The organism is Mycobacterium sp., assembly GCF_965230835.1.
Taxonomy (GTDB): domain Bacteria; phylum Actinomycetota; class Actinomycetes; order Mycobacteriales; family Mycobacteriaceae; genus Mycobacterium.
This window is the reverse complement of record NZ_CBDDLW010000002.1, coordinates 2,379,950-2,405,679: the sequence shown is the minus strand read 5'-3', so window position 1 is coordinate 2,405,679 and position 25,730 is coordinate 2,379,950. Positions and strand designations below refer to the sequence as shown.

At 60.4% G+C, this 25,730-nt stretch carries 20 protein-coding genes, 3 tRNA genes and 1 pseudogene; 12 read left to right on the top strand and 12 right to left on the bottom strand.

The window, feature by feature from the left end; genetic code table 11:
• Nucleotides 1-358: 358 nt before the first annotated feature.
• The 8 genes from dnaN (at nucleotide 359) to ACO07W_RS11380 (ending at nucleotide 9,547) form a co-directional block, all read left to right on the top strand.
• Nucleotides 359-1,558 (top strand): DNA polymerase III subunit beta, encoded by a 1,200-nt coding sequence (gene dnaN / locus ACO07W_RS11415; RefSeq protein ID WP_421843259.1) that lies wholly within the window; start codon nucleotides 359-361, stop codon nucleotides 1,556-1,558.
• 20 nt (nucleotides 1,559-1,578) lie between these two features.
• The gene (recF, locus tag ACO07W_RS11410) at nucleotides 1,579-2,736 is read left to right on the top strand and encodes a DNA replication/repair protein RecF (protein WP_421843257.1); all 1,158 of its coding nucleotides are present in this window, start codon (nucleotides 1,579-1,581) and stop codon (nucleotides 2,734-2,736) included.
• A complete protein-coding gene (locus ACO07W_RS11405; RefSeq protein WP_421843255.1) occupies nucleotides 2,733-3,296 on the top strand; it encodes a DUF721 family protein in 564 nt (187 codons plus the stop codon). Before recF ends, ACO07W_RS11405 begins: the two co-directional genes overlap by 4 nt.
• Before the next feature lie 264 nt (nucleotides 3,297-3,560).
• Nucleotides 3,561-5,588 (top strand): DNA topoisomerase (ATP-hydrolyzing) subunit B, encoded by a 2,028-nt coding sequence (gene gyrB, locus ACO07W_RS11400; RefSeq protein WP_421843253.1) that lies wholly within the window; start codon nucleotides 3,561-3,563, stop codon nucleotides 5,586-5,588.
• Nucleotides 5,589-5,632: 44 nt separating this feature from the next.
• Nucleotides 5,633-8,125, top strand: a complete 2,493-nt coding sequence (gene gyrA, locus ACO07W_RS11395; RefSeq protein WP_421843251.1) for a DNA gyrase subunit A — start codon at nucleotides 5,633-5,635, stop codon at nucleotides 8,123-8,125.
• Between the two features lie 148 nt (nucleotides 8,126-8,273).
• Entirely contained in the window at nucleotides 8,274-9,164 is an 891-nt protein-coding gene (locus tag ACO07W_RS11390) for a DUF3566 domain-containing protein (protein WP_421843249.1), read from the top strand.
• Between the two features lie 88 nt (nucleotides 9,165-9,252).
• Nucleotides 9,253-9,326 (top strand) — tRNA-Ile (locus tag ACO07W_RS11385).
• 148 nt (nucleotides 9,327-9,474) lie between these two features.
• Nucleotides 9,475-9,547: transfer RNA gene (locus ACO07W_RS11380), tRNA-Ala, on the top strand.
• A gap of 36 nt (nucleotides 9,548-9,583) precedes the next feature.
• Here the strand turns inward: ACO07W_RS11380 and cwsA are convergent.
• Complete coding sequence (cwsA, locus tag ACO07W_RS11375) at nucleotides 9,584-10,009, bottom strand: cell wall synthesis protein CwsA (protein WP_421843247.1); 426 nt, start codon at nucleotides 10,007-10,009, stop codon at nucleotides 9,584-9,586.
• A gap of 140 nt (nucleotides 10,010-10,149) precedes the next feature.
• Between cwsA and ACO07W_RS11370 the strand changes: the two genes are divergently transcribed.
• Nucleotides 10,150-10,698 carry a peptidylprolyl isomerase gene (locus ACO07W_RS11370; RefSeq protein WP_421843245.1) on the top strand — a complete coding sequence of 183 codons (549 nt, stop codon included), beginning with the start codon at nucleotides 10,150-10,152 and terminating at the stop codon, nucleotides 10,696-10,698.
• A gap of 14 nt (nucleotides 10,699-10,712) precedes the next feature.
• Here the strand turns inward: ACO07W_RS11370 and ACO07W_RS11365 are convergent, their stop codons facing one another.
• Both ACO07W_RS11365 and crgA read right to left on the bottom strand, forming a co-directional pair.
• Nucleotides 10,713-11,144, bottom strand: a complete 432-nt coding sequence (locus ACO07W_RS11365; RefSeq protein WP_421845942.1) for a PH domain-containing protein — start codon at nucleotides 11,142-11,144, stop codon at nucleotides 10,713-10,715.
• 156 nt (nucleotides 11,145-11,300) lie between these two features.
• Nucleotides 11,301-11,582, bottom strand: coding sequence for a cell division protein CrgA (gene crgA, locus ACO07W_RS11360; RefSeq protein WP_421843243.1), 282 nt, complete (start codon nucleotides 11,580-11,582; stop codon nucleotides 11,301-11,303).
• A 148-nt stretch (nucleotides 11,583-11,730) separates the two neighbouring features.
• Between crgA and ACO07W_RS11355 the strand changes: the two genes are divergently transcribed.
• A complete protein-coding gene (locus ACO07W_RS11355; protein WP_421843241.1) occupies nucleotides 11,731-12,474 on the top strand; it encodes a DUF881 domain-containing protein in 744 nt (247 codons plus the stop codon).
• Between the two features lie 41 nt (nucleotides 12,475-12,515).
• A complete protein-coding gene (locus ACO07W_RS11350; protein WP_421843239.1) occupies nucleotides 12,516-13,202 on the top strand; it encodes an aminodeoxychorismate/anthranilate synthase component II in 687 nt (228 codons plus the stop codon).
• On the opposite strand, the gene pknB (ACO07W_RS11345) is transcribed toward ACO07W_RS11350, so the two are convergent.
• From pknB (ACO07W_RS11345) to ACO07W_RS11310, 8 genes and pseudogenes are all read right to left on the bottom strand, one after another.
• Nucleotides 13,180-15,060, bottom strand: a complete 1,881-nt coding sequence (gene pknB / locus ACO07W_RS11345; RefSeq protein WP_421843237.1) for a serine/threonine protein kinase PknB — start codon at nucleotides 15,058-15,060, stop codon at nucleotides 13,180-13,182. The genes ACO07W_RS11350 and pknB (ACO07W_RS11345) overlap by 23 nt on opposite strands.
• A gap of 426 nt (nucleotides 15,061-15,486) precedes the next feature.
• Nucleotides 15,487-16,446, bottom strand: a pseudogene (pknB, locus tag ACO07W_RS11340) (Stk1 family PASTA domain-containing Ser/Thr kinase); the annotation flags it as partial.
• A complete protein-coding gene (locus ACO07W_RS11335) occupies nucleotides 16,443-17,822 on the bottom strand; it encodes a serine/threonine-protein kinase (RefSeq protein ID WP_421843235.1) in 1,380 nt (459 codons plus the stop codon). The pseudogene pknB (ACO07W_RS11340) and the gene ACO07W_RS11335, both read right to left, overlap by 4 nt.
• 130 nt (nucleotides 17,823-17,952) lie before the next feature.
• A complete protein-coding gene (gene pbpA, locus ACO07W_RS11330; RefSeq protein ID WP_421843233.1) occupies nucleotides 17,953-19,428 on the bottom strand; it encodes a D,D-transpeptidase PbpA in 1,476 nt (491 codons plus the stop codon).
• The gene (locus ACO07W_RS11325; RefSeq protein WP_421843231.1) at nucleotides 19,425-20,834 is read right to left on the bottom strand and encodes an FtsW/RodA/SpoVE family cell cycle protein; all 1,410 of its coding nucleotides are present in this window, start codon (nucleotides 20,832-20,834) and stop codon (nucleotides 19,425-19,427) included. The genes pbpA and ACO07W_RS11325 overlap by 4 nt, the downstream gene beginning before the upstream one ends.
• Nucleotides 20,831-22,357 carry a protein phosphatase 2C domain-containing protein gene (locus ACO07W_RS11320; protein ID WP_421843229.1) on the bottom strand — a complete coding sequence of 509 codons (1,527 nt, stop codon included), beginning with the start codon at nucleotides 22,355-22,357 and terminating at the stop codon, nucleotides 20,831-20,833. Before ACO07W_RS11320 ends, ACO07W_RS11325 begins: the two co-directional genes overlap by 4 nt.
• A complete protein-coding gene (locus ACO07W_RS11315) occupies nucleotides 22,354-22,821 on the bottom strand; it encodes an FHA domain-containing protein FhaB/FipA (RefSeq protein WP_421843227.1) in 468 nt (155 codons plus the stop codon). The genes ACO07W_RS11320 and ACO07W_RS11315 overlap by 4 nt, the downstream gene beginning before the upstream one ends.
• A gap of 125 nt (nucleotides 22,822-22,946) precedes the next feature.
• Nucleotides 22,947-24,668: an FhaA domain-containing protein gene (locus ACO07W_RS11310; protein ID WP_421843225.1), complete on the bottom strand. Its 1,722-nt coding sequence runs from the start codon at nucleotides 24,666-24,668 to the stop codon at nucleotides 22,947-22,949.
• A gap of 259 nt (nucleotides 24,669-24,927) precedes the next feature.
• Here ACO07W_RS11310 and ACO07W_RS11305 point away from each other — a divergent pair.
• A tRNA-Leu gene (locus ACO07W_RS11305) sits at nucleotides 24,928-25,010 on the top strand.
• Nucleotides 25,011-25,179: 169 nt separating this feature from the next.
• On the opposite strand, the gene ACO07W_RS11300 is transcribed toward ACO07W_RS11305, so the two are convergent.
• Nucleotides 25,180-25,521: a GNAT family N-acetyltransferase gene (locus ACO07W_RS11300; RefSeq protein WP_421843223.1), complete on the bottom strand. Its 342-nt coding sequence runs from the start codon at nucleotides 25,519-25,521 to the stop codon at nucleotides 25,180-25,182.
• Nucleotides 25,522-25,730: the final 209 nt, after the last annotated feature.

Genomic DNA, 25,730 nt, shown 5'->3' with positions numbered 1-25,730 from the left:
TACCCTGAGCTTTGATGAACACTCGTGAATCATCCCCAGTCACCCAACATGAACTACACAACCACCATCGCTGTCATTCACAGACCCGTACATCGCCGAACTGGGCCAACACCAAGCTGTCCACAGCATCCACATCCCTTAATATTGTTATTGTTCTGTCTTCTTCTTCTCTTCTTTGAAACACAGCGTTGGGGAAACCGGTGACACGTGACCTTGCCGACGTCGGCTTCGCCTGCTCCGTCCGGTCTAGCGACTAGCTTTCAACTTGGCGCCAGAAGCTCTACGGTTGTTGTTCGACTGCCTACTGCGATCGCGGTTGGCTACAAGGTTCGAACCCACTGTGAGGTGAAGGGACGCAATGGACGCGGCTACGACAAGAGCTGGCCTCACTGACTTGAAGTTTCGTCTGGTACGGGAGTCCTTCGCCGATGCAGTTTCGTGGGTCGCTCGAAACCTGCCCACTAGACCCGCGGTTCCAGTGCTGTCCGGCGTGTTGTTGACCGGCTCTGACGACGGTCTGACCATCTCGGGGTTCGATTACGAAGTTTCAGCCGAAGCCCAGGTCGCGGCTGAAATAGCTTCTCCTGGAAGCGTTCTCGTTTCTGGAAGATTGTTATCAGACATCACTAAGGCGCTGCCGAACAAGCCTGTCGACTTCTATGTCGATGGTAATCGTGTTGCCTTGACCTGCGGAAACGCTAGATTCTCGTTGCCGACGCTTGCGGTTGAGGATTATCCGACGCTGCCGGAGCTGCCGGAAGACACTGGATCGTTGCCGGCGGGATTATTCGCCGAAGCGATCAGCCAGGTTGCGATTGCGGCCGGCCGCGACGACACGTTACCCATGCTGACTGGTATCCGAGTCGAGATCTCTGGTGAGACTGTGGTTTTGGCCGCTACCGACAGGTTTCGTCTGGCAGTGCGCGAACTGACCTGGTCGGCCTTGGCGGCCGACGTTCAGACTTCGGTGCTGGTGCCGGCCAAGACGCTAGCTGAGGCGGTGAAAGCTGGGTCCGATGATTCTGATGTTCGTTTGTCCTTGGGCTCTGGGACGGGAGTGGGGAAAGACGGCCTGCTCGGAATCAGTGGAAACGGCAAGCGCAGCACGACCCGACTTCTTGATGCAGAGTTCCCGAAGTTCCGTCAGCTATTGCCGGCTGAACACAGCGCGGTGGCCACCATTGAGGTGGCCAAATTGATCGAAGCGATTAAGTTGGTTGCCTTGGTGGCGGATCGCGGCGCGCAAGTGCGGATGGAATTCTCCGATGGAATGTTGCGACTTTCCGCCGGTGCCGATGATGTTGGACGAGCTGAAGAAGATCTTGTCGTTGATTTCGCGGGCGAACCGTTGACCATAGCCTTCAACCCGACTTATCTGACCGACGGACTTGCTTCGTTGCACTCCGAGCGGGTGTCCTTCGGTTTTACCACTCCGGGTAAGCCGGCGTTGTTGCGGCCGGTTGCCGCCGGCGATGAGCCAGTGCAGGGTCCGGGCCCGTTCCCCGCCGTAGCAACGGATTATGTGTATCTGCTGATGCCGGTTCGGCTGCCGGGTTGATCACCATGGCGTGGCGGTAGGTGTACGTCCGGCATTTGGCTCTACGTGATTTCCGTTCTTGGGCTGACGTAGACCTTGACTTGAGTCCGGGACGGACGGTATTTGTCGGACCAAATGGTTTTGGAAAGACAAATCTAATCGAGGCATTGTGGTATTCAACTGTGCTGAACTCGCACAGAGTCGGCACTGACAGGCCCTTGGTTCGAACGGGGTGTGACCGCGCAGTGGTTTCCACGATTGTTGTCAACAACGGCCGAGAATGTGCCGTTGACGTCGATATTGCGTCCGGGCGTGCCAACAAGGCGCGGCTAAATCGATCACCGGTCGGCAGTGCCCGGGAAGTGGTTGGCGTTCTGCAGGCGGTGTTGTTTGCTCCGGAGGATTTGGCACTGGTTCGTGGGGATCCGGCAGAGCGGCGGCGATACTTGGACGATTTGGCAACGCTGCGTCGGCCGACGATAGCTGCGGTACGCTCTGATTACGATAAGGTTCTGCGGCAACGAACGGCACTATTGAAGTCTTTGGCCGGGGCACGCTACCGCGACGATCGAGCTGCTTTGGATTCTCTTGATGTGTGGGACAGTCGCTTGGCTGGGCACGGTGCCGATTTGATGACCGCTCGCATTGATTTGGTTGATCGGTTGGCGCCCGAATTAGAGAAGGCCTACCAATTGCTAGCGCCGGACTCACGCCCGGCGACAATTGCCTACCGATCCAGCATAGACGGTTGGGACTCCAGTGAACTGCCTGGTGAAGATCGAGAATCTCTGGAGGCAGGTCTACTGGCTGCGTTGGCAGGGCGGCGTGATGCGGAACTCGACCGCGGGGTGTGTTTAGTCGGTCCGCATCGCGATGATCTGGAATTGCGTTTGGGTAGTCAGTTAGCTAAAGGTTTTGCCAGTCACGGGGAATCATGGTCATTCGCGGTCGCATTGCGGTTGGCGGCATACGAATTGTTGCGTACCGATGGCGGCGAACCGGTGTTGCTACTCGACGACGTCTTTGCTGAACTTGATGCTAGCCGCCGACAGGCGCTCGCAGACGTTGCCGACTCGGCGCAGCAAGTATTAGTGACTGCGGCGGTATCTGAAGATATTCCCGCTGGCTGGGATGCGCGTCGAGTAAATGTGAATCTGGTTGACAGTGCTGATGGACCAATATCGGTCGTGCAGGCATGACTGATTCTGCGGGCCAGCCGGAACAGAACCCGACCGAGTTGTCGAGCGATCCGCCAAATGTTGACCTGGTTAGGCGAACTCTTGAAGACGCTCGAGCTGCCGCTCGGGCGCAGGGAAAAGATGCGGGCCGAGGTCGAGTGGGCCCGACGGTGCCCCGGCGAGTAGCCGGACAACGGCGTCGGTGGTCGGGACCGGGACCCGACAATCGTGATCCACAGCCTTTGGGTATGGCGGCACGTGATCTGGCAAAGAAGCGTGGTTGGTCTCGACAGGTAGCCGAGAGCATGGTGCTTGGCCAATGGGCTTCTGTGGTTGGCAACCAGATCGCAGATCACGCAAACCCAACTGCATTGAATGACGGCGTGTTAAGTGTGGCTGCAGAATCGACAGCGTGGGCCACGCAGTTGCGGATCATGCAGGCCCAACTGCTGGCTAGGATCGCCACCGCGGTGGGCGACGGTGTGGTGACTACGCTGAAGATCACGGGTCCAGCCACCCCGTCGTGGCGGAAAGGGTCACGACATATTGCCGGCAGAGGTCCTCGGGACACTTATGGTTAGGGTTTCCCGCGGCCGTGGGTGACGACGACGTCTTGGTTCACAGACTAACCAGCGGTAGCGCTCTCAGAGCCGCCAGAACGAAACGGACTCTTATCGCAAGCGTCGGGACCAGCACCGAATAGAAAAACTGAGCACACGGCGCAGTTAGATAGGCAGAAACGCGGCGAGAATATCGGTGCCGACACCGGACCACGGTAGACTGGGCGGCGCGATGACTGCGGCGGTCGACCGCCCACATGAAACCCCAAGGAGAGCACTCGGATCGTGGCTGCCCAGAAGAAGAAGGCACAAGACGAATACGGCGCTTCATCTATCACCATTCTCGAAGGGCTTGAGGCCGTCCGCAAACGCCCCGGTATGTACATCGGCTCCACCGGCGAGCGGGGTCTGCACCATCTCATTTGGGAGGTGGTCGACAACGCCGTAGACGAGGCGATGGCCGGGCATGCGTCCATGGTGGACGTTGTCCTGCTCCAGGACGGCGGCGTCGAGGTTACCGACGACGGTCGCGGGATCCCGGTTGCTATGCACGCCTCCGGTGTGCCGACTGTGGATGTGGTGATGACCCAACTCCACGCCGGCGGGAAGTTCGACTCCGACGCTTATGCGATATCAGGTGGCCTGCATGGTGTCGGTGTTTCGGTGGTCAACGCGCTATCTACTCGTCTCGAAGTCGAAATCAAGCGAGACGGGCATGAATGGTCGCAGTTCTACGACCAGTCGGTGCCAGGCACTCTCAAACAAGGCGCGGCGACCAAAAAAACCGGTTCAACGGTCCGGTTCTGGGCAGATCCGACGGTTTTCGAGACCACTGAGTATGACTTCGAAACCGTCGCTCGCCGGCTACAAGAGATGGCTTTCTTAAACAAAGGGCTGACCATCAAGTTGGTCGACGAGCGGGTTACTCAGGCCGACGTCGTCGATGAGCTGGTTAGCGATGTTGCTGACGCACCGAAGTCGGCCAGTCAGCAAGCAGCTGAATCCACTGCACCGCAGAAGGTCAAGCAACGTACGTTCCACTACCCCGGCGGGTTGGTGGATTACGTGAAGCACATCAATCGCACCAAGAGTTCTATCCACAACAGTGTCGTCGATTTCTCTGGCAAGGGCACCGGTCATGAAGTCGAAATTGCTATGCAGTGGAATGCTGGCTACTCGGAGTCAGTACACACGTTCGCTAATACAATCAACACCCACGAGGGCGGCACTCACGAAGAGGGTTTTCGCAGCGCCCTGACATCTGTCGTGAACAAATATGCGAAAGACCGCAAACTCCTCAAAGACAAAGATCCCAACCTCACTGGCGACGATATCCGCGAAGGGCTCGCCGCTGTTATCTCGGCGAAGGTTAGCGAACCGCAGTTTGAGGGTCAGACCAAAACAAAGCTGGGAAACACAGAGGTCAAATCGTTTGTACAGAAGGTCTGCAACGAACAGCTAACACATTGGTTTGAAGCGAACCCCGCCGATGCGAAAGTTATTGTAAATAAGGCAGTCTCATCGGCGCAAGCGCGGATCGCTGCACGTAAAGCCCGAGAGCTAGTGCGGCGTAAGAGCGCCACCGACATCGGTGGCTTGCCCGGTAAGCTTGCGGATTGTCGCTCAACGAATCCACGCAAATCAGAACTGTATGTAGTAGAGGGTGATTCGGCAGGCGGCTCAGCGAAAAGTGGCCGCGATTCGATGTTCCAGGCGATCCTTCCGCTGCGCGGAAAAATCATCAACGTCGAAAAAGCCAGAATCGACAGGGTACTGAAGAACACCGAAGTGCAGGCAATTATCACTGCGCTAGGTACTGGCATTCATGACGAGTTTGATATCAGTAAACTGCGTTACCACAAGATCGTACTTATGGCTGACGCTGATGTTGACGGCCAACATATCTCAACGCTGTTGCTGACATTGTTGTTCCGGTTCATGCGACCACTGATCGAGAACGGGCACGTGTTTTTGGCGCAGCCGCCACTATACAAACTCAAATGGCAACGTACGGATCCCGAGTTCGCCTACTCTGACCGCGAGCGCGATGGTCTCTTAGAAGCTGGGATGAAGGCCGGCAAGAAAATCAATAAAGAAGACGGCGTCCAGCGCTACAAAGGTCTAGGTGAAATGGACGCCAAGGAGTTGTGGGAGACCACGATGGATCCGTCGGTGAGAGTGCTGCGGCAAGTCACTCTCGACGACGCTGCATCTGCCGATGAGCTGTTCTCGATTCTCATGGGTGAAGACGTTGATGCGCGCCGAAGCTTTATCACCCGAAACGCCAAGGATGTTCGCTTCTTGGATGTCTGACGACGTCCAACCGCGGTCCGCGTTCAATTGCAAACGAGGAATAGATGACAGATACAACTTTGCCTCCGGGTGGCGACTCGCTCGACCGAATCGAGCCCGTTGACATTCAGCAAGAAATGCAGCGTAGCTATATCGATTACGCGATGAGCGTCATCGTAGGGCGAGCATTGCCTGAAGTGCGCGATGGACTTAAACCCGTACACCGGCGCGTGCTTTATGCGATGTATGACTCGGGTTTTCGTCCCGATCGCAGCCATGCCAAGTCCGCACGATCTGTTGCCGAGACCATGGGGAACTACCATCCACATGGAGACGCATCGATCTACGACACTTTGGTGCGGATGGCACAACCATGGTCGCTGCGCTACCCGCTGGTGGACGGGCAGGGTAATTTCGGCTCTCCGGGCAACGACCCACCTGCGGCGATGAGGTACACAGAAGCGCGGCTGACTCCATTAGCAATGGAGATGTTGCGTGAAATCGACGAGGAAACAGTCGATTTCATACCGAATTACGACGGCAGGGTGCAGGAGCCGACGGTGCTGCCGAGCCGTTTTCCCAACCTGCTTGCTAACGGTTCGGGCGGCATTGCGGTTGGGATGGCCACCAATATCCCGCCGCACAACTTGCGTGAGCTCGCCGAAGCCGTCTTCTGGTGTCTCGACAACCACGATGCAGACGAAGAAGCAACGTTGGCTGCGGTTCGGGAACGAGTCAAAGGGCCGGACTTCCCCACCGCGGGTTTGATCGTAGGGTCGCAGGGGATTCACGATGCATATACCACCGGACGCGGCTCCATCAGAATGCGTGGTGTGGTTGACATCGAGGAGGATTCCCGTGGCCGCACCTCGATCGTGATCACCGAACTGCCCTACCAGGTAAACCACGACAATTTCATTACCTCTATTGCTGAGCAGGTTCGCGACGGACGGATGACGGGCATCGCCAACGTCGAAGACCAAGGTAGTGATCGCGTCGGTATCCGCATCGTGGTCGAACTCAAACGCGACGCTGTAGCGAAAGTCGTGCTGAACAACTTGTACAAGCACACTCAGCTGCAGACCAGCTTTGGAGCGAACATGCTGTCGATTGTCGACGGCGTACCTCGCACACTGCGTCTCGACCAGATGATCCGCGACTACGTCAACCACCAACTCGACGTCATCGTGCGGCGTACCACGTATCGGCTGCGAAAGGCGAACGAACGAGCCCATATTTTGCGTGGCTTGGTCAAAGCACTCGATGCGCTGGACGAAGTCATTGCGCTGATCCGGGCATCGCACACGGTCGATATCGCCCGGGCTGGGCTGATCGAGTTGCTCGACATCGATGAAATCCAGGCGCAAGCCATCCTTGATATGCAGCTGCGGCGTCTGGCAGCCCTAGAGCGCCAGCGCATCATCGACGATCTGGCCAAGATCGAGGCGGAGATCGCAGATCTTGAAGATATCCTGGCTAAGCCTGAGCGTCAGCGGGGCATCGTCCGTAATGAACTTGGCGAGATCGTAGAAAAACATGGCGACGATCGCCGTACCAGAATCATCGCTGCCGACGGTGAAGTTAACGACGAGGATCTGATCGCTCGCGAAGACGTGGTCGTCACGATTACTGAAACCGGCTATGCCAAACGCACCAAGACAGACCTGTACCGCAGCCAGAAGCGCGGGGGTAAAGGTGTGCAGGGGGCCGGGTTGAAGCAAGACGACATCGTGCGGCACTTCTTCGTCTGCTCAACCCATGATTGGATCCTGTTCTTCACTACACAGGGCCGGGTGTATCGAGCCAAGGCTTACGAACTACCGGAGGCAAACCGGACCGCGCGCGGCCAACATGTCGCTAATTTGTTGGCTTTCCAGCCCGAAGAGCGGATCGCCCAGGTTATCCAAATCCAAAGCTATGAAGACGCGCCATACCTTGTGTTGGCAACTCGCACCGGTCTAGTCAAGAAATCCAAACTCACTGAGTTCGACTCGAACCGCTCCGGTGGGATCGTAGCGATCAATCTACGCGGCGATGACGAGCTGGTGGGTGCTGTCTTGTGCTCGGCCGACGACGATCTGCTACTCGTCTCCGCGAGTGGTCAATCCATCAGGTTCTCAGCGACCGACGAGGCGCTGCGGCCGATGGGTCGCGCTACCTCTGGGGTGCAGGGAATGCGTTTCAACGCTGACGATTTGCTGTTGTCGCTCAACGTGGTTCGCGATAACACCTATCTGTTGGTAGCTACGTCTGGCGGCTATGCGAAACGCACCGCAATCCAGGAATATCCGGTGCAAGGCCGCGGCGGTAAAGGAGTTCTGACGATCATGTATGACCGCCGGCGCGGCAGGTTGGTCGGGGCGTTGATCGTCGACGACGACAGTGAGGTCTACGCGATCACTTCCGGCGGCGGGGTCATCCGAACGGCGGCGCGTCAGGTTCGGAAGGCGGGTCGGCAGACCAAAGGTGTTCGACTGATGAACTTGGGTACCGGGGATACACTGCTCGCGATCGCGCGCAATGCCGAAGAAATCGGCAACGAAACCGGCGAGGCGTAGGAGAATGTCGCACCGGTGCCGAGCCCGAGACCATGCGATGCGGTCTTACTTCCACCCGACATGGACCCAGGCAAATTAGACTCAGCCTCACCGGACATAATGCGATTGCCACCACCGGGCGGTCTGGGTAGAGATGTTAGGAGTCGGTGTGACTTCACCGAACGAGCCGGGCGGCGTCAATAGGGGCGAGGGACCGCAGGGCGACAAATCGATGGACCGCCGCGGACACCGAGCCGATACCGGAGCAAGCCGTACGTCAGATTCTGCAGATTCGCCGCCGTGGCAGCGCGGTGCTGCCCGAGCGTCTCAAACGGCACATCAATCACCACCGGAAGCCCCGATAGATATGCGACCGGGGGGCCCAGTATCTCGGCCTGACGCGCGGTTGAATCGCTTCATATCCGGGACTGCCGCACCGCCTGCAGCGTCGAAGCCTGCGTCGCCGGAGCCACAACCGTTGGCCGGACGTGCTGAGGAATTAGCGGTTGAGGCGTATGCAAGCGAGTTGCCAGATCTATCCGGCTCGGCGTCAAGGTCTGCGCAGCGTAAGCCGACATCCGATGCGGCGCCTGAGGTCGCTGGCGGGTCGGCGGCTGCCTTGGGCACACGCCGTTCATCGATCACTGAATTTCGAGAGTCGCGCGAATCCCCCGTCCAGGTGTCTCGACGTACCCGCGGGCCTGTTCGGGCCAGCATGCAGATTCGGCGAATTGATCCGTGGAGCACACTGAAGGTATCGCTGCTGTTGTCGGTCGCGATGTTCTTCGTATGGATGATCGCGGTTGCCTTCCTCTACTTGGTCCTTGGCGGCATGGGAGTGTGGGCCAAGCTCAACAGCAACGTCGGGGACTTGTTGAACAATGCGAGCGGTAGCACCGGCGAACTGGTCTCAAGTACCACCATTTTCGGTGGTGCGATCTTGATTGGCCTGGTCAATATCGTTTTGGTGACTGCGATGGCCACTCTTGGAGCCTTCGTTTACAACCTGACGACCGACCTGATCGGTGGTATAGAAGTCACACTGGCCGACCGCGATTAGTCTGCCGCTGCTCGCGCCGCACGCGTTTTTGTGGGTAAGGCAGCGATTACGGTAATCTCGGCGCTCGGCCGTACACAGCGCAGAGTACGGGCCTATAGCTCAGGCGGTTAGAGCGCTTCGCTGATAACGAAGAGGTCGGAGGTTCGAGTCCTCCTAGGCCCACGACTATGTGTAGGTCAAGATGTATGAGGTTTACGGTGCCCCTGGCGCTGCTTGGGGTTGTGGTGGTGATAGTACGATCCCGGCGCCGAGTGGAAGTTTGGCATGTAGCGGCCGATTCATCTTCAGATTCGACAGTCGGCAACGACACGGGGCCTTAGCTCAGTTGGTAGAGCACTGCCTTTGCAAGGCAGGTGTCAGGGGTTCGATTCCCCTAGGCTCCACGAACCCACGGTCAAGGTGAACGCGCCTAACCGTGCTTAAGGCCTCTGTTGAACCTCCACACTCATCGACTCGGTCGTCAGCTCCGGGCGCGACTTACCGCGGATGAAGTGGAATGCGACCGCGCCACCGGCCAGCACAGCCGCGGTGATCCCCACAATCACCCAGGGTCGTCTGCTGCAACCCGCCGACCGGCTCGCATCCTTTATGACCTGGGGCAGGCCGATGACCGAGTCTTGTGCGACGGCCAGGTCGCCGGTCATGGCGTGTTGTGCGGCAGCAATTTTCCGCGCGAGCTGGGCCTCTTGGTAGCGGCGGCGGCATTCTGATCCAGTCAATTGCGCTGAACGGACTCCAAGGCCGACGATGCCCCGAGCCACATACACCGGCCCAATCGCCGAGTACGCCAGGCCACGGGTCAGTCGCTGTCGATGCGTCAGCGGGTTGTCTGCCGTTTCGCTCATCGGCCACCTCTCTGTGTTCTGGACGCCCAGCCGATTTGGCATCTTCACAGCTTGCCACCTTATGAAACACATGCGTGTTGATTGTGCGCATCTGATCGCATTCGACTCGGTGGCACCCGGTGCAACCGGAGCGGCGCTTGATGGCAGACTGTGTCCCCGTGACCAACAGCTCCATACAGACCGCCACCGCCACGTTGCACACCAACCGCGGCGACATCAAGGTTGCCTTGTTCGGAAACCACGCACCTAAGACCGTCGCCAACTTCGTTGGTTTGGCACAGGGCACCAAGGAATACTCGACACAAAACGCGTCTGGCGGCCCGTCCGGCCCCTTCTACGATGGCACTATTTTCCACCGGGTGATCGACGGCTTCATGATTCAAGGTGGTGATCCGACGGGCACCGGCCGTGGAGGTCCCGGCTACAAGTTTGCCGACGAGTTTCATCCCGAGCTCCAGTTCGACAAGCCCTACCTACTTGCTATGGCCAATTCCGGCCCAGGAACTAACGGTTCGCAGTTCTTCATTACCGTCGGTAAGACTCCGCACCTGAATCGACGCCATACAATATTCGGCGAAGTTACCGAGCCGGAGTCGCAAAAGGTTGTTGATGCGATCGCGACGACAGCCACCGATGGCAGCGACCGGCCGACAGAGCAGGTGGTCATCGAGTCGATCACGATCTCTTAGACCGGCGCTGCCACCTACTGTCCGCTCTTGTTTTTGCCGGCATATCCTGCGGCAGTGAGTGCGTCGAGTACGTCTAAAGGTTCGGTTCCGAGGTCCCAGCGGGACAAGATCAGCAGTCCCCCGTTGTTGGTTTCGATCTCGAGCAACCGCACTTTGCGTCCGATCCGACGGAATTCGGTGATCCGGATGATCTTGATGTCGGGCCGCCGCAATAACTGCGTTCGGAACCAACCCCGGACGACCAGGCCGGTGGGTGTGATTGCCAGTTTTGGACGTGCGCGCCAAGATACGCCCGCAAACAAGATCAGACCCAGTGCGGCAATGCCGGCCATGACGCGCGCCGGCGGATCTGTGACCAATGTCACAGACATGATAGCCATTGCCACACCAGCGGCCCCGCAACCAGCGATTCCTACAGTGCGGGGTTCCCACTCTGTTTGCTGTATCAACCGGTTCACCCCTCCTACCACGGTGGATAAAGTTATCCACAGACGCTATCAACAGTGGGGATGAATCACACCCGTGTGATTGAATCGCAAAAAAGTTGCTAGCTCAGCACCGAGACGTCTCATACATGAATTCATCTCGGTTCGCGATACGAGTCAGTGCCAGCGCATCGTGAGCAACAAGCCACTGATCATGAAAGCGAACGCGATCGCGTAGTTCCAAGGGCCAAGCTCGGCCATCCAGTTGAGCACCGTCGGAGCCTGACTACCCACCGCGGCCAACTGAAACACCATCAACCAGACCAGGCCGATCAACATCAGACCGATGAACAACGCGATGAACCACACACTCGACGGTCCGACCTTGACTTTCACCGGAGTACGGCTGACCGTGCTGACGGTAAAATTGTTCTTCTTTCGGACCTTGGACTTGGGCATTGCGTTCCTCGGGATATCTCGGGATGACCTCAATAACACGGCAAGCGGGACGAGATGCAACGATAAAGTTGCCGCTGCGGCCTAGCCCATCAGGGGCCTTGGCTACGAGACTAGCCCACTCTGGGTCGGCACCTGGAACGGAGACACCGTGATTGATCGGCGCCGCTCGTCATGGAGCTTCGGCGTCCCGGTCGTGTGCCTCCTGGCCGGGCTACTGCTGGCTGCCACCCACGGGGTATCTGGCGGTGCTGAGATTCGCCGCAGCGATGCGCCTCGCCTGGTCGACCTGGTCCGACAAACGCAATCGTCGGTGAACCGGCTCGACTCAAAACGAGAAGCGCTGAGCGGCCGGGTCGATGCGGCTCACGGCCGATCCGCTGACAAAGCACTGGCAGCGATGCTGAGACGCTCCACCGAGTTGGCTGGTGAAGCAGACATGGATCCGGTGCATGGGCCGGGACTGGTGGTGAGCCTCCGCGACGCACAACGCGACGCCAACGGCCGCTTCCCGCGCGACGCTTCCCCAGATGACTTGGTCGTGCATCAGCAAGATATCGAGGCTGTTCTCAACGCGCTGTGGAGTGCGGGCGCTGAAGCAATCCAAATGCAAGACCAACGCATCATCGCGACTTCGATAGCACGTTGCGTTGGGAATACGTTGCTGCTGAACGGGCGTACCTATAGCCCGCCATACACGATTTCTGCGATCGGAAACGCCGAGGCTATGCAGCAGGCCCTGGCTGCCGCGCCGCTGGTGACCCTGTACAAGCAATACGTCGTGCGCTTCGGCCTCGGGTATAGCGAAGAAGTCAAGGACGATCTACAGATCATGGGTCATTCGGAGCCTGTTCGGCTGCATTTCGCGCAACCGGCCGGCCCCCTGGGATACTGACGCCTACTCAACCCGATCTGGCCGGACGGTAGCCTGTCACGATGCGGATCCTGGTTGTCGACAATTACGACAGCTTCGTGTTCAACCTCGTGCAATACCTCGGTCAGCTAGGGGTCGAGGCAGAAGTGTGGCGCAACGACGACGCCAGACTGTCTGACGAGGCGGTCGTGGCTGCCCAGTTCGATGGTGTCCTGCTCAGTCCAGGTCCAGGCACTCCGGAACGTGCGGGCGCGTCGGTCAGCTTGGTCCGCGGGTGCGCTGCGGCGCATACACCGCTACTCGGCGTTTGCCTGGGGCACCAGGCGATAGGTGTGGCGTTCGGCGCCATCGTCGACCGCGCGCCCGAGCTACTGCACGGCAAGACCAGCAGTGTTTTCCACTCCAATGTCGGCGTGCTAGAAGGGCTCCCGGACCCATTCACAGCGACGCGATATCATTCGCTGACGATTTTGCCCGAGTCCTTGCCGGCAGTGCTCGAAGTCACCGCCAGAACCGGTAATGGTGTGATCATGGGCGTACGACACACCGAATTGCCGATCCATGGCGTTCAGTTCCATCCAGAGTCGATCCTCACCGAGGGAGGGCACCGGATGCTGGCCAATTGGCTTGAGGTTTGCGGGCGAGCGCGCGACGACACTTTGGTTCGACGGCTCGAAAACGAGGTCCTCGATGCGGTCCGGCCGCACATCCCTACGGACAACGGAGCTATTGACCGAACTTCAGCGTGATTATCCCGTTCTGGTTGACTCCGAGACCGGCCGGCGGGTTCTGGTAGACGACCCGGTTGTGCTGGGAGCCACCGGCATCGACATCGGCTCCTTTGTCCAATTTGCCGGTCCAGCCGAGGGCTCGCAAGCGCGGCTCCGCATCTGTCCAGAACATGCCGGACAGATCGGGCATGACGAATTGGTTTCCCTTCGATATCTGTATTTCGATAATGGTGTCCTGCTGAACTGTTGAGCCCGCTGGCGGCTCGGTACCGACGACGTCGCCGGCTGGTCGGGGGTTGTCCACCAATGCTTCACTGAACTTGGTGAAGCCGTAGACCTTGAGGGTATCCCGCGCTTTGTCGACCTTCTGGCCCGCGACGTCGGGAATCTGTTTGGTCTCTGGACCCGAGCCAACAATAATCGTGATTACGTTCGTGATCGCCGATGTTTGGTTGGCGGGCGGGTTGGTCCCGATGACTTTGCCCATCAGCTGCGGGGTCGACGGCGATCTCGCCTTCTTGAAGCGCTCGAATCCGGCGGCGGTCAGCTTCTTGACCGCGGCGCCGTAACTTAATGAGGCCACGTCGGGAACTTCGCGCTGCTCGGGTCCGGTGGACACGTTGACGGTGATCTGATCGCCGGCGCTAACTGAAGCGTTGGCGCTCGGATTGGTCCCGATGACATGGTCGGGCGGGATTGTCGAGTCGGGTTCCTGCAGCGTCCGGGTCTTGAAACCACGGTTTTGCAGTGTCGCAATCGCGTCCGCGGAGGTCTGACCGCGCACGTCGGGAACTTGAAGATTGCGGCGAAAGCCGCCGAGCGTGTTGATAGCAATCGTGACGACAATCGTCAGCACCGCCAAGGCTGCGACCACGGCAACCCAACGACTCACCGAACTCACATTGCGGTCAACGTCTAGGTCGTCGAACATGTGTCGAGGCAGCGGATCGGTGCGCGGGCTTACCTGCCCTGGCGGAGTGGACGATAACAGCGAGCCGCGCTCGGCATCAGTGAGAACTTTGGGCGCCTCGGGCGGTTCACCGTTGTGCACGCGGACTAAATCGGCACGCATCTCCGCCGCAGTCTGATAACGGTTGTCTGGATTCTTGGCGAGCGCTTTGAGGATCACGGCGTCGAGGTCAGCGGAGATGCCCTCGTGTCGTTCCGATGGCGGAATTGGATCTTCGCGGACATGTTGGTAGGCGACCGACACGGGTGTATCACCTGTGAATGGGGGCTCACCGGTGAGGATTTCATAGAGAACACAGCCCAGCGAATACACGTCTGAACGCGCGTCGACGGATTCCCCACGAGCTTGCTCAGGCGACAGATATTGTGCGGTTCCAATCACCGCGGCGGTCTGGGTGACAGTGTGGCCGCTGTCAGCGAGCGCACGGGCGATGCCGAAGTCCATCACCTTCACCGCATTGGTTGTGCTAATCATGATGTTCGCCGGCTTGACGTCGCGGTGGATGATGCCGTTCTGATGGCTGAAGTTCAACGCTTGGCAGGCATCAGCGATAACCTCAATGGCGCGTTTGGGCGGTAGCGGCCCATCCGAGTGCACGATATCGCGGAGGGTCACTCCGTCGACGTACTCCATGACGATGTAGGGCAATGGTCCGGCGTCCGTCTCAGCTTCGCCGGTGTCATAAACCGCGACGATCGCCGGGTGATTCAGCGCCGCCGCGTTTTGCGCCTCCCGCCGGAACCGCAGGTAGAAGCTGGGATCACGGGCGAGATCCGCCCGCAGTACCTTAACGGCGACGTCACGGTGCAAGCGTAGGTCGCGGGCAAGATGAACTTCGGACATGCCTCCGAAGCCGAGGATGTCCCCCAACTCATATCGGGCGGAAAGATGCTGAGGGGTAGTCATTGCTGTATCTCGTATCGGGCAGGCGAAACACTGCGATGCGGTATTAGTGGGAAAAGCCGGCTATGTTCGATCGTCCGGCTCCCCCGCCCGCTCCGGTCCGCATCGCCGACCGGCCGAAGCCCCGACTGCTTGGTGCGCAATTCAGAATTACCTATTTCCCCGCGATCCGTCCAGTAGAAGTATGTCCGCTGACTCATCCCCAAGCCGGCAGGGGTCTGTTTAGCTGGTGGGGTTCCCGTGTCGGTGACGGTCGGCGACGGCGATTGCTGCTGGCCGCTCTCGGCACGGGCATTGATGACAATGAGTACTGCGATGATGATCGCGAGTGCTCCAAGTGCACCTGCGGCCCATAGTAAGGCACGCTGCCCAGAAGAGAACGTGCGCCGAACCGGCGGTGTCCGGTGACCGCCGGTCGTTGGGCGGGATCGTCGCGTCGAACATGTGTCGAGGCAGCGGATCGGTGCGCGGGCTTACCTGCCCTGGCGGAGTGGACGATAACAGCGAGCCGCGCTCGGCATCAGTGAGAACTTTGGGCGCCTCGGGCGGTTCACCGTTGTGCACGCGGACTAAATCGGCACGCATCTCCGCCGCAGTCTGATAACGGTTGTCTGGATTCTTGGCGAGCGCTTTGAGGATCACGGCGTCGAGGTCAGCGGAGATGCCCTCGTGTCGTTCCGATGGCGGAATTGGATCTTCGCGGACATGTTGGTAGGCGACCGACACGGGTGTATCACCTGTGAATGGGGGCTCACCGGTGAGGATTTCATAGAGAACACAGCCCAGCGAATACACGTCTGAACGCGCGTCGACGGATTCCCCACGAGCTTGCTCAGGCGACAGATATTGTGCGGTTCCAATCACCGCGGCGGTCTGGGTGACAGTGTGGCCGCTGTCAGCGAGCGCACGGGCGATGCCGAAGTCCATCACCTTCACCGCATTGGTTGTGCTAATCATGATGTTCGCCGGCTTGACGTCGCGGTGGATGATGCCGTTCTGATGGCTGAAGTTCAACGCTTGGCAGGCATCAGCGATAACCTCAATGGCGCGTTTGGGCGGTAGCGGCCCATCCGAGTGCACGATATCGCGGAGGGTCACTCCGTCGACGTACTCCATGACGATGTAGGGCAATGGTCCGGCGTCCGTCTCAGCTTCGCCGGTGTCATAAACCGCGACGATCGCCGGGTGATTCAGCGCCGCCGCGTTTTGCGCCTCCCGCCGGAACCGCAGGTAGAAGCTGGGATCACGGGCGAGATCCGCCCGCAGTACCTTAACGGCGACGTCACGGTGCAAGCGTAGGTCGCGGGCAAGATGAACTTCGGACATGCCTCCGAAGCCGAGGATGTCCCCCAACTCATATCGGGCGGAAAGATGCTGAGGGGTAGTCATTGCTGTATCTCGTATCGGGCAGGCGAAACACTGCGATGCGGTATTAGTGGGAAAAGCCGGCTATGTTCGATCGTCCGGCTCCCCCGCCCGCTCCGGTCCGCATCGCCGACCGGCCGAAGCCCCGACTGCTTGGTGCGCAATTCAGAATTACCTATTTCCCCGCGATCCGTCCAGTAGAAGTATGTCCGCTGACTCATCCCCAAGCCGGCAGGGGTCTGTTTAGCTGGTGGGGTTCCCGTGTCGGTGACGGTCGGCGACGGCGATTGCTGCTGGCCGCTCTCGGCACGGGCATTGATGACAATGAGTACTGCGATGATGATCGCGAGTGCTCCAAGTGCACCTGCGGCCCATAGTAAGGCACGCTGCCCAGAAGAGAACGTGCGCCGAACCGGCGGTGTCCGGTGACCGCCGGTCGTTGGGCGGGATCGTCGCGCAGGCGTCCGGCTGGTTGGGTTGGCCGCGATCCGCGCCTGGGTGCCTGACGGAATAGCGGCTGGAGTCGCCCGGCCGGGTGGAGGTGTCTGGCTGGGTCTGGGGGGCCGACGGCCGGCCCGCACCGCGGCCACAGCGTCAGCGAACGGTCCCCCGCTTCGATACCGCATACTGGGGTTCTTGACCAGCGTAATCTCGATGAGTTCCCGCACATTCGGTGGCAGCTCAGGGGGCAGCGGCGGCGGGGGCTCTTTGATGTGTTTCATCGCTACAGTGAGAGCACCGTCGCCAACGAACGGCCGCTTACCCGAAACCACTTCGTACCCGACGACACCGAGTGAGTAGACGTCACTAGATGGGCTTGCGTCGTGGCCCAGGGCTTGTTCGGGAGCAATGTATTGGGCGGTCCCCATCACCATGCCAGTCTGGGTAACCGGCGTCGCATCCACTGCTTTAGCGATTCCGAAGTCGGTGATCTTGACCTGCCCGGTTGGCGTGATCAAGATGTTTCCCGGTTTCACGTCACGGTGAACCAGGCCGGCCGCGTGGGCAATCTGAAGCGCACGGCCAGTCTGTTCGAGCATGTCCAGCGCGTGTCGCAACGACAACCGGCCGGTGCGTTTGAGCACCGAGTTCAGCGGCTCACCGTTAACCAGCTCCATAACCAGGTAGGCAGTGCGGCCCTCCGCGTCCATCTGGCTCTCGCCGTAGTCGTGCACGCTGGCGATCCCCGGGTGGTTCAACATCGCGGTGGTGCGTGCTTCGGCCCGAAACCGTTCAATGAATTCTGGGTCGGACGAAAACTCGCTCTTGAGCACCTTGACCGCGACGCGCCGGCCCAGCCGGCTATCCACGGCTTCCCAGACTTGACCCATGCCGCCAGTGGCGATGAGGCGCTGCAAGCGGTACCGACCGGATAAAGTCACACCAACGCGCGGGCTCATGCGATGCCTCCCGCTTGCTCCCGCCTTCCCGCGTTCCGCGCTCCCATCGCCGCTGGGTGCGTTGGGTGGTGACCCGCTGTGTGTGGCCTCGCCACCCGTGCGGTCACCACCGACGCCAGCCTGCGCGCTCTCATGGTCCCGCCTTGAGAGCAGCCTTGATCACAGCCCGTCCAATCGGAGCGGCGAGCGCCCCTCCTGTCGCGGACAAGCGATTGGCGCCATTTTCGACCAACACTGCAACCGCAACCTTCGGTGCCTGAGCGGGAGCGAAGGCGATGTACCACGCGTGCGGTGGAGTGTGGCGAGGGTCGGCGCCGTGTTCTGCGGTACCCGTCTTGGATGCGATCTGCACGCCGGGGATAGCCCCTTTCTGCTGTGCGACTTTCTCGGCGCCGACCATCAGCTCTGTCAGCTTAGCGGCGATCTGCGGCGACACCGCGCGGCGCTGTTTGGTTGGGGTTGTCGTGCTGATGGTGGCAAGGTCCGGGCCGTTGAGGCTGCTGACGAGGTACGGCCGCATCGTGATTCCGTCATTCGCGACCGTTGCGGCCACCAGAGCATTCTCCAGCGGCGTCACCGCGACATCTTTTTGCCCGATGCTGGACATCCCGAGGGCGGCGGTATCGGAGATAGACCCCACCGTGGATCTGGCGACTTGCAGCGGAATAAGGCTTGGAGGTGTGTCGAAACCGAACGACTGCGCCATGCTGCGCAAGGCGTCGGCTCCGGTGAGAATACCAAGCTGTACAAAGGCGGTATTGCACGATTTAGCGAATGCTTCACTCAGCGACACGGTCGATTTAGTGCCGCACGACGCACCACCGTAATTCTCCAAAGTGGCTGTGCTACCGGGCAGAGGGATTTTGGCCGCCGCGGTTAATTGCTCGGTCTCGGTCGCTCCGGCAGCTAACGCGGCTGCGGTGGTAATCACCTTGAATGTCGAACCCGGCGGGTAACGCTCGGAGATGGCACGGTTTGTCAGTGGAGAGGCGGGATCGTCGCCGAGCTGATGCCAGGCATCGGCCTGCACTTCGGGATCGTGCGACGCGAGAAGATTGGGGTCATACGACGGCGCCGACACCATGGCCAAAATTTGGCCGGTAGACGGCTCCAGAGCTACGACGGCTCCTTTACATGGCCCGTCGCAGCCCTGCCGCAGCCCATTCCAGGCTGCTTGTTGGATGCGTGGGTTGATCGTCGTGTCGACATTGCCGCCATGCGGATCGCGGCCGGTGAAGAAGTCCACTATGCGGCGACCGAAGAGGCGCTGGTCGGATCCGTTCAACAGCGGATCCTCGGCCCGTTCTAGGCCAGCACTGGAATAGCGCAGCGAGTAGAAACCTGTAACCGGTGCATACACTGCGGGTTCGGGGTACACCCGCAAGAAACGGAAGCGGTTTTCGGTGGCCACCGAGTAGGCCAGCAGTTGTCCCCCCGCAGTGATCTGGCCGCGCTGGCGTGAGTATTCGTTGAGCAAGATACGTTGGTTGCGGGGGTCGGCTCGCAGCCCGTCGGCAGTAAATACCTGCGTCATGGTGGCGTTGAGCAAGAGCAACACGATTAGGGCCATCACGGTTACTGATATCCGGCGCAGCGAGGCGTTCATACGCGCTCGATTACCTCAGTGCCGGCCGCCGCGATCGAAGAGGTGTTGCGTGGGCGGTTACGTAATGGCTGGCGCGCGCTGTGTGAAATACGTGCCAGAATTGCCAGCAGCACATAATTGGCCAGCAACGATGACCCTCCGTAGGACATCCACGGTGTGGTCAGACCGGTCAGCGGAATGAGTCGGGTAACACCGCCGACAACGATGAATAGCTGAATGGCGAGCGCCGACGCTAGGCCCGCGGCCAGCAGTTTGCCAAAGCTGTCACGGGTGGCGATCGCCGTGCGCAGCCCCCGCACAATAACGATCGTGTACAGCATCAGGATGCTTGACAACCCAACTAGTCCGAGTTCTTCGCCAAACGCTGCGACGATGAAATCGGTCGATGCGGCGGGTACTGTGTCCGGCTGGCCATTCCCAAGCCCGGTGCCGAAGACCCCGCCGGTAGCAAAGCTAAAGAGAGATTGGACCAGCTGATAGCCGCTGCCGTCAGGATCAGCGAACGGATCAAGCCAGGTTCGTACGCGGACCTGGACGTGGTCAAAAATAAAATAAGCTACAACGCTTCCGGCGGTAAACAGAATCAAGCCGATGGCGACCCAACTGAAGCGTTGCGTGGCGAGGTAAACAACCACCAGAAACGACGAATACAGCAGTAGCGAAGTGCCGAGGTCTTTTTCGAAGACCATCACGCCAACCGATATCACCCAAGCGGCCAACAGCGGCGCTAGGTCTCGCGGGCGTGGGAGGGTCATGCCCATGAAGTGCCTACCAACGCTAGCGAACAAGTTGCGTTTCGCCACCAGCACCGAAGAGAAGAAGATCAGTAGCAAAATCTTGGAGAACTCGGCTGGCTGAATCGAGAAGCCGGGCAGCCGAACCCAGATTTTCGCGCCGTTTTGTTCGGATAGCGATGCTGGCAATAGCGCGGGAATCGCCAGCAGGACCAGGCCTGCGAGCCCGCACGTGTAGCCGTACCGTGCCAGTTGTCGGTAGTCCTTGAGCAACGCCACTAACAGTGCGAATGCGGCCACTCCCACCAGGGTCCACAGCATCTGCTGGGTCGCGCTGGGTTGATTCGGTGGGCCGACGTCTTCGCCGACGAGATCGAGCCGGTAGATCATCACCAGGCCGAGTCCGTTGAGGAGAGCCACAATCGGAAGCAGGAGCGGGTCGGTATAGGGGGCGAAGCGCCTGATGGCCAGATGTGCGGATCCGAATAGTGCCAGAAAGGCCAAACCCGCGGTGGCGAGATCCCAGTGCAAGCCTCGTTTCCGGTTGGCTTCCACAATGAACAGAGCTGCGACGGTGATTGCGGCAGCGAAGCACAACAGCAGCAGTTCGGCGTTGCGCCGAGTTGGCAGCGGGGGCGTCACGGCCACCGGCGGCTGCAGTTGTGTGGTCATGCGGCCGCCCGGCAGTCGACGCCCGGCTGCGGTGGGGATGGTGGCAGTGTGGTGAGAGTCGGCGAACTAGGGGCGGGTAGCGAGGTTGCAGTCGAAGCAGGGGGCTCCGGCGTGGTATTCGCAGGGGCGGTATCGGTTTCGGGTTCGTCAGTTGCAGCTGGCGGGGCGGATGCCGGCGAAGATGTGTCGCTTGGTGCGGGTGTCTGGTCGGTCGTGGATGGAGCCGTTGGCGCGGGCGGGGATGTGGCGCGAGGCGGCGGGCACGGCGGCAGCAGGGAATTAGCCGCCAGTTCGCGCAGTTGTCCGATGGCGTCATCAAGGGTGCCGGCCGGAAGGCCGGCCTTGACTTGTGCTCGTTCGGGAGGACGCAGATCGTTCAGCTTGAGCAGATGGCAGTCGAGTCGTCCCTCGGATTGGCTGAAACTGATCAGTGACAACTCGTTGCGGGGGCTAAGGCAGCCTATGAGGTAGGGCTCATGGAGGGACATGCCCAGCAGAGATCCTTGGATACCTCGCACGATGGAGACCATGTTGTGGTGTGCGGCAACGTAGTAGTTGTTGCGGATCACTGTCCGCCCGACAGCCAAGCTGGCAAGTGTAACGAGCATCACCACGGTCACGACCAGTGCTATTCGCCGACGTGACCAACGCTGCCGACCATACGTCTCTACCTGCGGCTGGACGCGACTTACCACCTCTTCGCGTGGGCGTATCGCAGAGGCGCGACCGGCGGCGGTGTTGGGCGGGTCCAGTTGATCATCATCACCGGACACCGCCCCAGCCAGAATTGGCTGGGTCTGGCCGTAGTCGTAGTCGACAACGTCGGCGACCACGACGGTTACGTTATCGGGGCCGCCACCACGCAATGCCAGTTCGATCAGGCGGTTGGCGCTATCTGTAACGTCGGGAATCTGCAGAGCCTCGAGAATGGTCTCGTCGCTTACCGGATCGGACAACCCGTCCGAGCAAAGTAGGTAGCGATCGCCGGCGCGTGCTTCGCGCATTGTCAGCGTTGGCTCTACCTCGTGACCAGTCAACGCCCGCATGATCAGGGAGCGCTGGGGATGGCTGTGTGCCTCCTCCGCGGTAATTCGACCTTCATCGACCAGGGTTTGAACGAAGGTGTCGTCCTTGGTGATCTGAGCGAGCTCGCCGTCGCGCATCAGGTAGCCGCGCGAGTCACCGATGTGCACCAACCCGAGCCGATTGCCGGCGAACAAAATCGCGGTGAGTGTGGTGCCCATGCCCTCGAGGTCGGGTTCCATCTCGACCTGCGCGGCGATGGCCGAGTTTCCGGCGCGGACCGCGGCGTCGAGTTTGGCTAACAGATCGCCACCGGGTTCGTCGTCGTCCAGATGGGCCAAAGCGGCGATTACCAGCTGGGACGCCACCTCACCGGCTGCGTGTCCCCCCATACCGTCGGCGAGCGCCAGCAGTCGGGCGCCGGCGTATACCGAATCTTCGTTGTTAGCGCGTACCAGGCCCCGATCGCTGCGGGCCGCATATCGCAGGACCAGGGTCACGGGCGTAACTCTATTGTCGTCTTGCCGATTCGAATCGGCGTTCCCACCGGAACGCGTACTGCCGTCGTCACCTTGGTTCGATCGAGGTAAGTACCGTTGGTTGAGCCGGAATCCTCGACATACCACTCTGAGCCGCGCTGAGACAGCCGGGCATGCCGCGTAGAGGCGTAATCATCGGTTAGTACCAGAGTCGAATCATCGGCGCGTCCAATCAGCACCGGTTGTCCACTGAGTGTAATGCGGGCCCCTTTCAGCGCGCCATCGGTCACCAGCAGGTAGCGCGCCGCGGCGCGGCGCTGAAGCGCCGGCAACAGCCCGCCACGTAGCGTCAGGCCGCGGCGCACCATGACAGCGCCCGTCGGCGCGTAGATGTCAGTGCGCAGGATCCGCAGCACCGACCAAATAAATACCCACAACAACATGAGGAATCCGGCACGCGTCAGTTGCAGTACCAACCCCTGCATCTGGCGTCCTTTCCATCCTCGCGCCGCGGGCCCCGCCCCCGTGGTACCGAGCACATCGGCAAAGTCACGATACTTCGACGATGGGCGTGGCGCGGCCTAGGCCCAGAAGTTTTGGACCCAGAGGCTCAGTGAATACGGACGATGATCTCGGAGTGGCCCAAGCGGATCACGTCACCGTCTGCCAACTGCCACTCTTGAATCGGGGCGTTGTTAACCGTGGTTCCATTGGTGGAGTTGAGGTCCGACAGCAGTGCCACCTGCCCATCCCAGCGGATGTCTAGATGGCGGCGCGACACGCCTGTGTCGGGCAGCCGGAACTGAGCATCCTGACCACGACCCACAACGTTGGAACCGTCCCGGAGCTGGTACGTGCGGCCACTGCCGTCGTCGAGCTGCAGCGTGACCGCGGTTCCCGCGGATGGATAACCGCCTTGCTCATAGCCGCCATAGCCGCTGCTAGGAGGTTGGCCATACTCGGCGAGCTGCTGGGCGTAGTCGCTGGGAAGCTGACCGTGGTCAGCAGCAGGTTGACCGTAGTCATAGTCGCGATTGGGAACTTCGGCGTAGCCTCCGCCGGGAGGTGCGTATGCCCCACCCGGGGGATTGTCGGCGTAGCGGGTGAAGTCGGCTTGCGCATATTCTTGCTGGCCGTATCCCGCGCCACCCTGCTGGTAGCCCGGTTCGTACCCGGCCCCCTGATCGGGGTATGCCTGGCGCTGTTCGGGAATACCGCTAGGGCCCGGGGGCGCGTATCCGCCCTCGTCGTGACGAGTCGGCTCCCGGCCTCCGGGAGGATAATCGCCGTAACCACCGTATCCGGGCTGACCACCGGGGGGTGGCCCGTAGCCCCCGGCGCCCTGCTGATAGCCGGGGCCACCGTAGCCCGCCGGAGCTGGAGGACGTTGCTCATAGGACGGCGGGTAGCCGCCCTGCGCTTGGTCGGGGTAGCCGCGTTGGTCGGGGTAGCCGCCTTGGCCGTGGTCGGGGTAGCCGCGTTGGTCGGGGTAGCCGCCTTGGCCGTGGTCGGGGTAGCCGCGTTGGTCGGGGTAGCCGCCTTGGCCGTGGTCGGGGTAGCCGCGTTGGTCGGGGTAGCCGCCTTGGCCGTGGTCGGGGTAGCCGCGTTGGTCGGGGTAGCCGCCTTGGCCGTGGTCGGGATAACCGGTTTGTTCGGGATAGCCCGCGGGTTCGGATTGGCGGGGTGGTAAGTACTGCGGTGGGTAGCCGCCCGATTCCGACGGATATCCGCCCCGAGGGTCCGGTCCGCCCTGCGGGTCCAGGCCTCCGCGCGGATCCTCTTGAGGATGCCCGTAGCGGTCGTCATAGTACTCGTCACCCGGCCGCCCTTGCCCCTGACCGCCGCGGTAGCTTGAATTGTCACTCATCGGTGGTACTCCTGATTCTGCGCCAAACGCGTGATTTGATTGTGGCCGGGCTGAATCGGTGCCCGGCGGGCGGGGCTCGATGTCGGGGTTGACAGCACCACGGGCGCGGAACTGGCCGGTGTGTAGGTTCGACGATTGCTCGAACCGCACGACCACATCACCATACGTTTGCCACCCCTTTTCGTGGATGTAGTCCGTCAAGTACTGAGCCAATGGTTCCAACGGAAGATCCGGGTCGGCACCCAACTTCTCGAAGTCGTAAACACTGAGGGTAATGACGTATTCGTTGGGCGCCAAAAGGCGATTTCCCTGGAGATGTTGCAGACCGTCGGCCGCCTCGCGGTACAACAGCGCTTCGAGCTCTTGGGGGACGATTGATCCACCGAACATGCGGGCGAAGACATCACCGACGGTTGCCTCGAGTTTGCGCTCGATCCGCTGAACTAGCCCTTTCTGGCTACTCATTTTCCGGCGTTCGCCTCACTAAGTCCTGGTATATGGGTGCGCAAGGCAGATAGTTCGCCCGCAGGTTGTATCAACCAGCATGGTAACGGGACTCTGGGATGCTGGGGTGCTGTCAGGAGCCGGAGAATCACATCGATACGGTTCGGAGACCTTTGCGTGCTGAATGCGTACCGGAATCCCACACCAGGATGACCGCTCGGCGTCGGCGAGCAGTTTGGGGCAGACAACCACTACAGTGATATGGTCCTCCGGTTGTTTCGGGCGAGTGGCGGAATGGCAGACGCGCTGGCTTCAGGTGCCAGTGTCCTTCGGGACGTGGGGGTTCAAGTCCCCCTTCGCCCACTGTGTGGTTGAGTCGAACCGGATGCGCTGGATCGCCCCGGGTATTAGCCGGTGCCACCGTTCTCGGCTACCGGCATCGCTGCGGCCGTGCTCAATCCGGCGGCTGGTGATACCGCCGCAACGAAGACAATCGGGCTTCATTGCGATTTCCCGCCCGGCCGGCACGCTCCTAGCTGCCTGGCTGGCTATCTAGCCAGTGCTGAATCTCGTCGGTGACCGGGTCGGTGATGACGGCGAATTCGGGATTCTTGTCGATCACCTTGGCGACCATCGAGCACACTGGCACGATTCGCTTGCCGTCATCTCGGGCGGCACTGAGCGCCTCACCGACAAGGATCGTCGCCAAACCTCGTCCGCCGAAGTCGGAATCGATCTCGGTGTGGTAGAAAACGCGTTGATCGCCGCGGTCCGCGAACTCGGCAAAGCCGACAACGGTGCCTTCCACGGCAATAGTGAACTTGTGGTTCTGCGCGCTGACGGTGGTCTGCGCGCCGGTCTTGTCTGCAGTCATTGGTTCCTCATCTCGTCCACAGTTGCGATATGTTGCGGGGCCGCGTTGGTGCAAGGTGGCATCGCCGGCCGGGTGAGTGAACGTGGGCAAGCCGTTGAAAGTTTCCTGTCGCCATGAAACGAGCTGTCGCAACCACTCCCGGTCCACCTAGCTACACCTCACCGAAACAGGAGCACGCCGGCCAGGGGCGAGGTATCCGCAATCGGTGC

Coding starts and splice junctions, on each gene's coding strand:
- ACO07W_RS11335 (WP_421843235.1), bottom strand. CDS start 17,822: ATGAGCCCGCGCGTTGGTGTGACTTTATCCGGTCGGTACCGCTTGCAG.
- dnaN (WP_421843259.1), top strand. CDS start 359: ATGGACGCGGCTACGACAAGAGCTGGCCTCACTGACTTGAAGTTTCGT.
- pbpA (WP_421843233.1), bottom strand. CDS start 19,428: ATGAACGCCTCGCTGCGCCGGATATCAGTAACCGTGATGGCCCTAATC.
- ACO07W_RS11310 (WP_421843225.1), bottom strand. CDS start 24,668: ATGAGTAGCCAGAAAGGGCTAGTTCAGCGGATCGAGCGCAAACTCGAG.
- ACO07W_RS11350 (WP_421843239.1), top strand. CDS start 12,516: ATGCGGATCCTGGTTGTCGACAATTACGACAGCTTCGTGTTCAACCTC.
- ACO07W_RS11315 (WP_421843227.1), bottom strand. CDS start 22,821: ATGCAGGGGTTGGTACTGCAACTGACGCGTGCCGGATTCCTCATGTTG.
- cwsA (WP_421843247.1), bottom strand. CDS start 10,009: ATGAGCGAAACGGCAGACAACCCGCTGACGCATCGACAGCGACTGACC.
- ACO07W_RS11370 (WP_421843245.1), top strand. CDS start 10,150: ATGGCAGACTGTGTCCCCGTGACCAACAGCTCCATACAGACCGCCACC.
- crgA (WP_421843243.1), bottom strand. CDS start 11,582: ATGCCCAAGTCCAAGGTCCGAAAGAAGAACAATTTTACCGTCAGCACG.
- ACO07W_RS11325 (WP_421843231.1), bottom strand. CDS start 20,834: ATGACCACACAACTGCAGCCGCCGGTGGCCGTGACGCCCCCGCTGCCA.
- ACO07W_RS11405 (WP_421843255.1), top strand. CDS start 2,733: ATGACTGATTCTGCGGGCCAGCCGGAACAGAACCCGACCGAGTTGTCG.
- ACO07W_RS11300 (WP_421843223.1), bottom strand. CDS start 25,521: ATGACTGCAGACAAGACCGGCGCGCAGACCACCGTCAGCGCGCAGAAC.
- gyrA (WP_421843251.1), top strand. CDS start 5,633: ATGACAGATACAACTTTGCCTCCGGGTGGCGACTCGCTCGACCGAATC.
- pknB (WP_421843237.1), bottom strand. CDS start 15,060: ATGACTACCCCTCAGCATCTTTCCGCCCGATATGAGTTGGGGGACATC.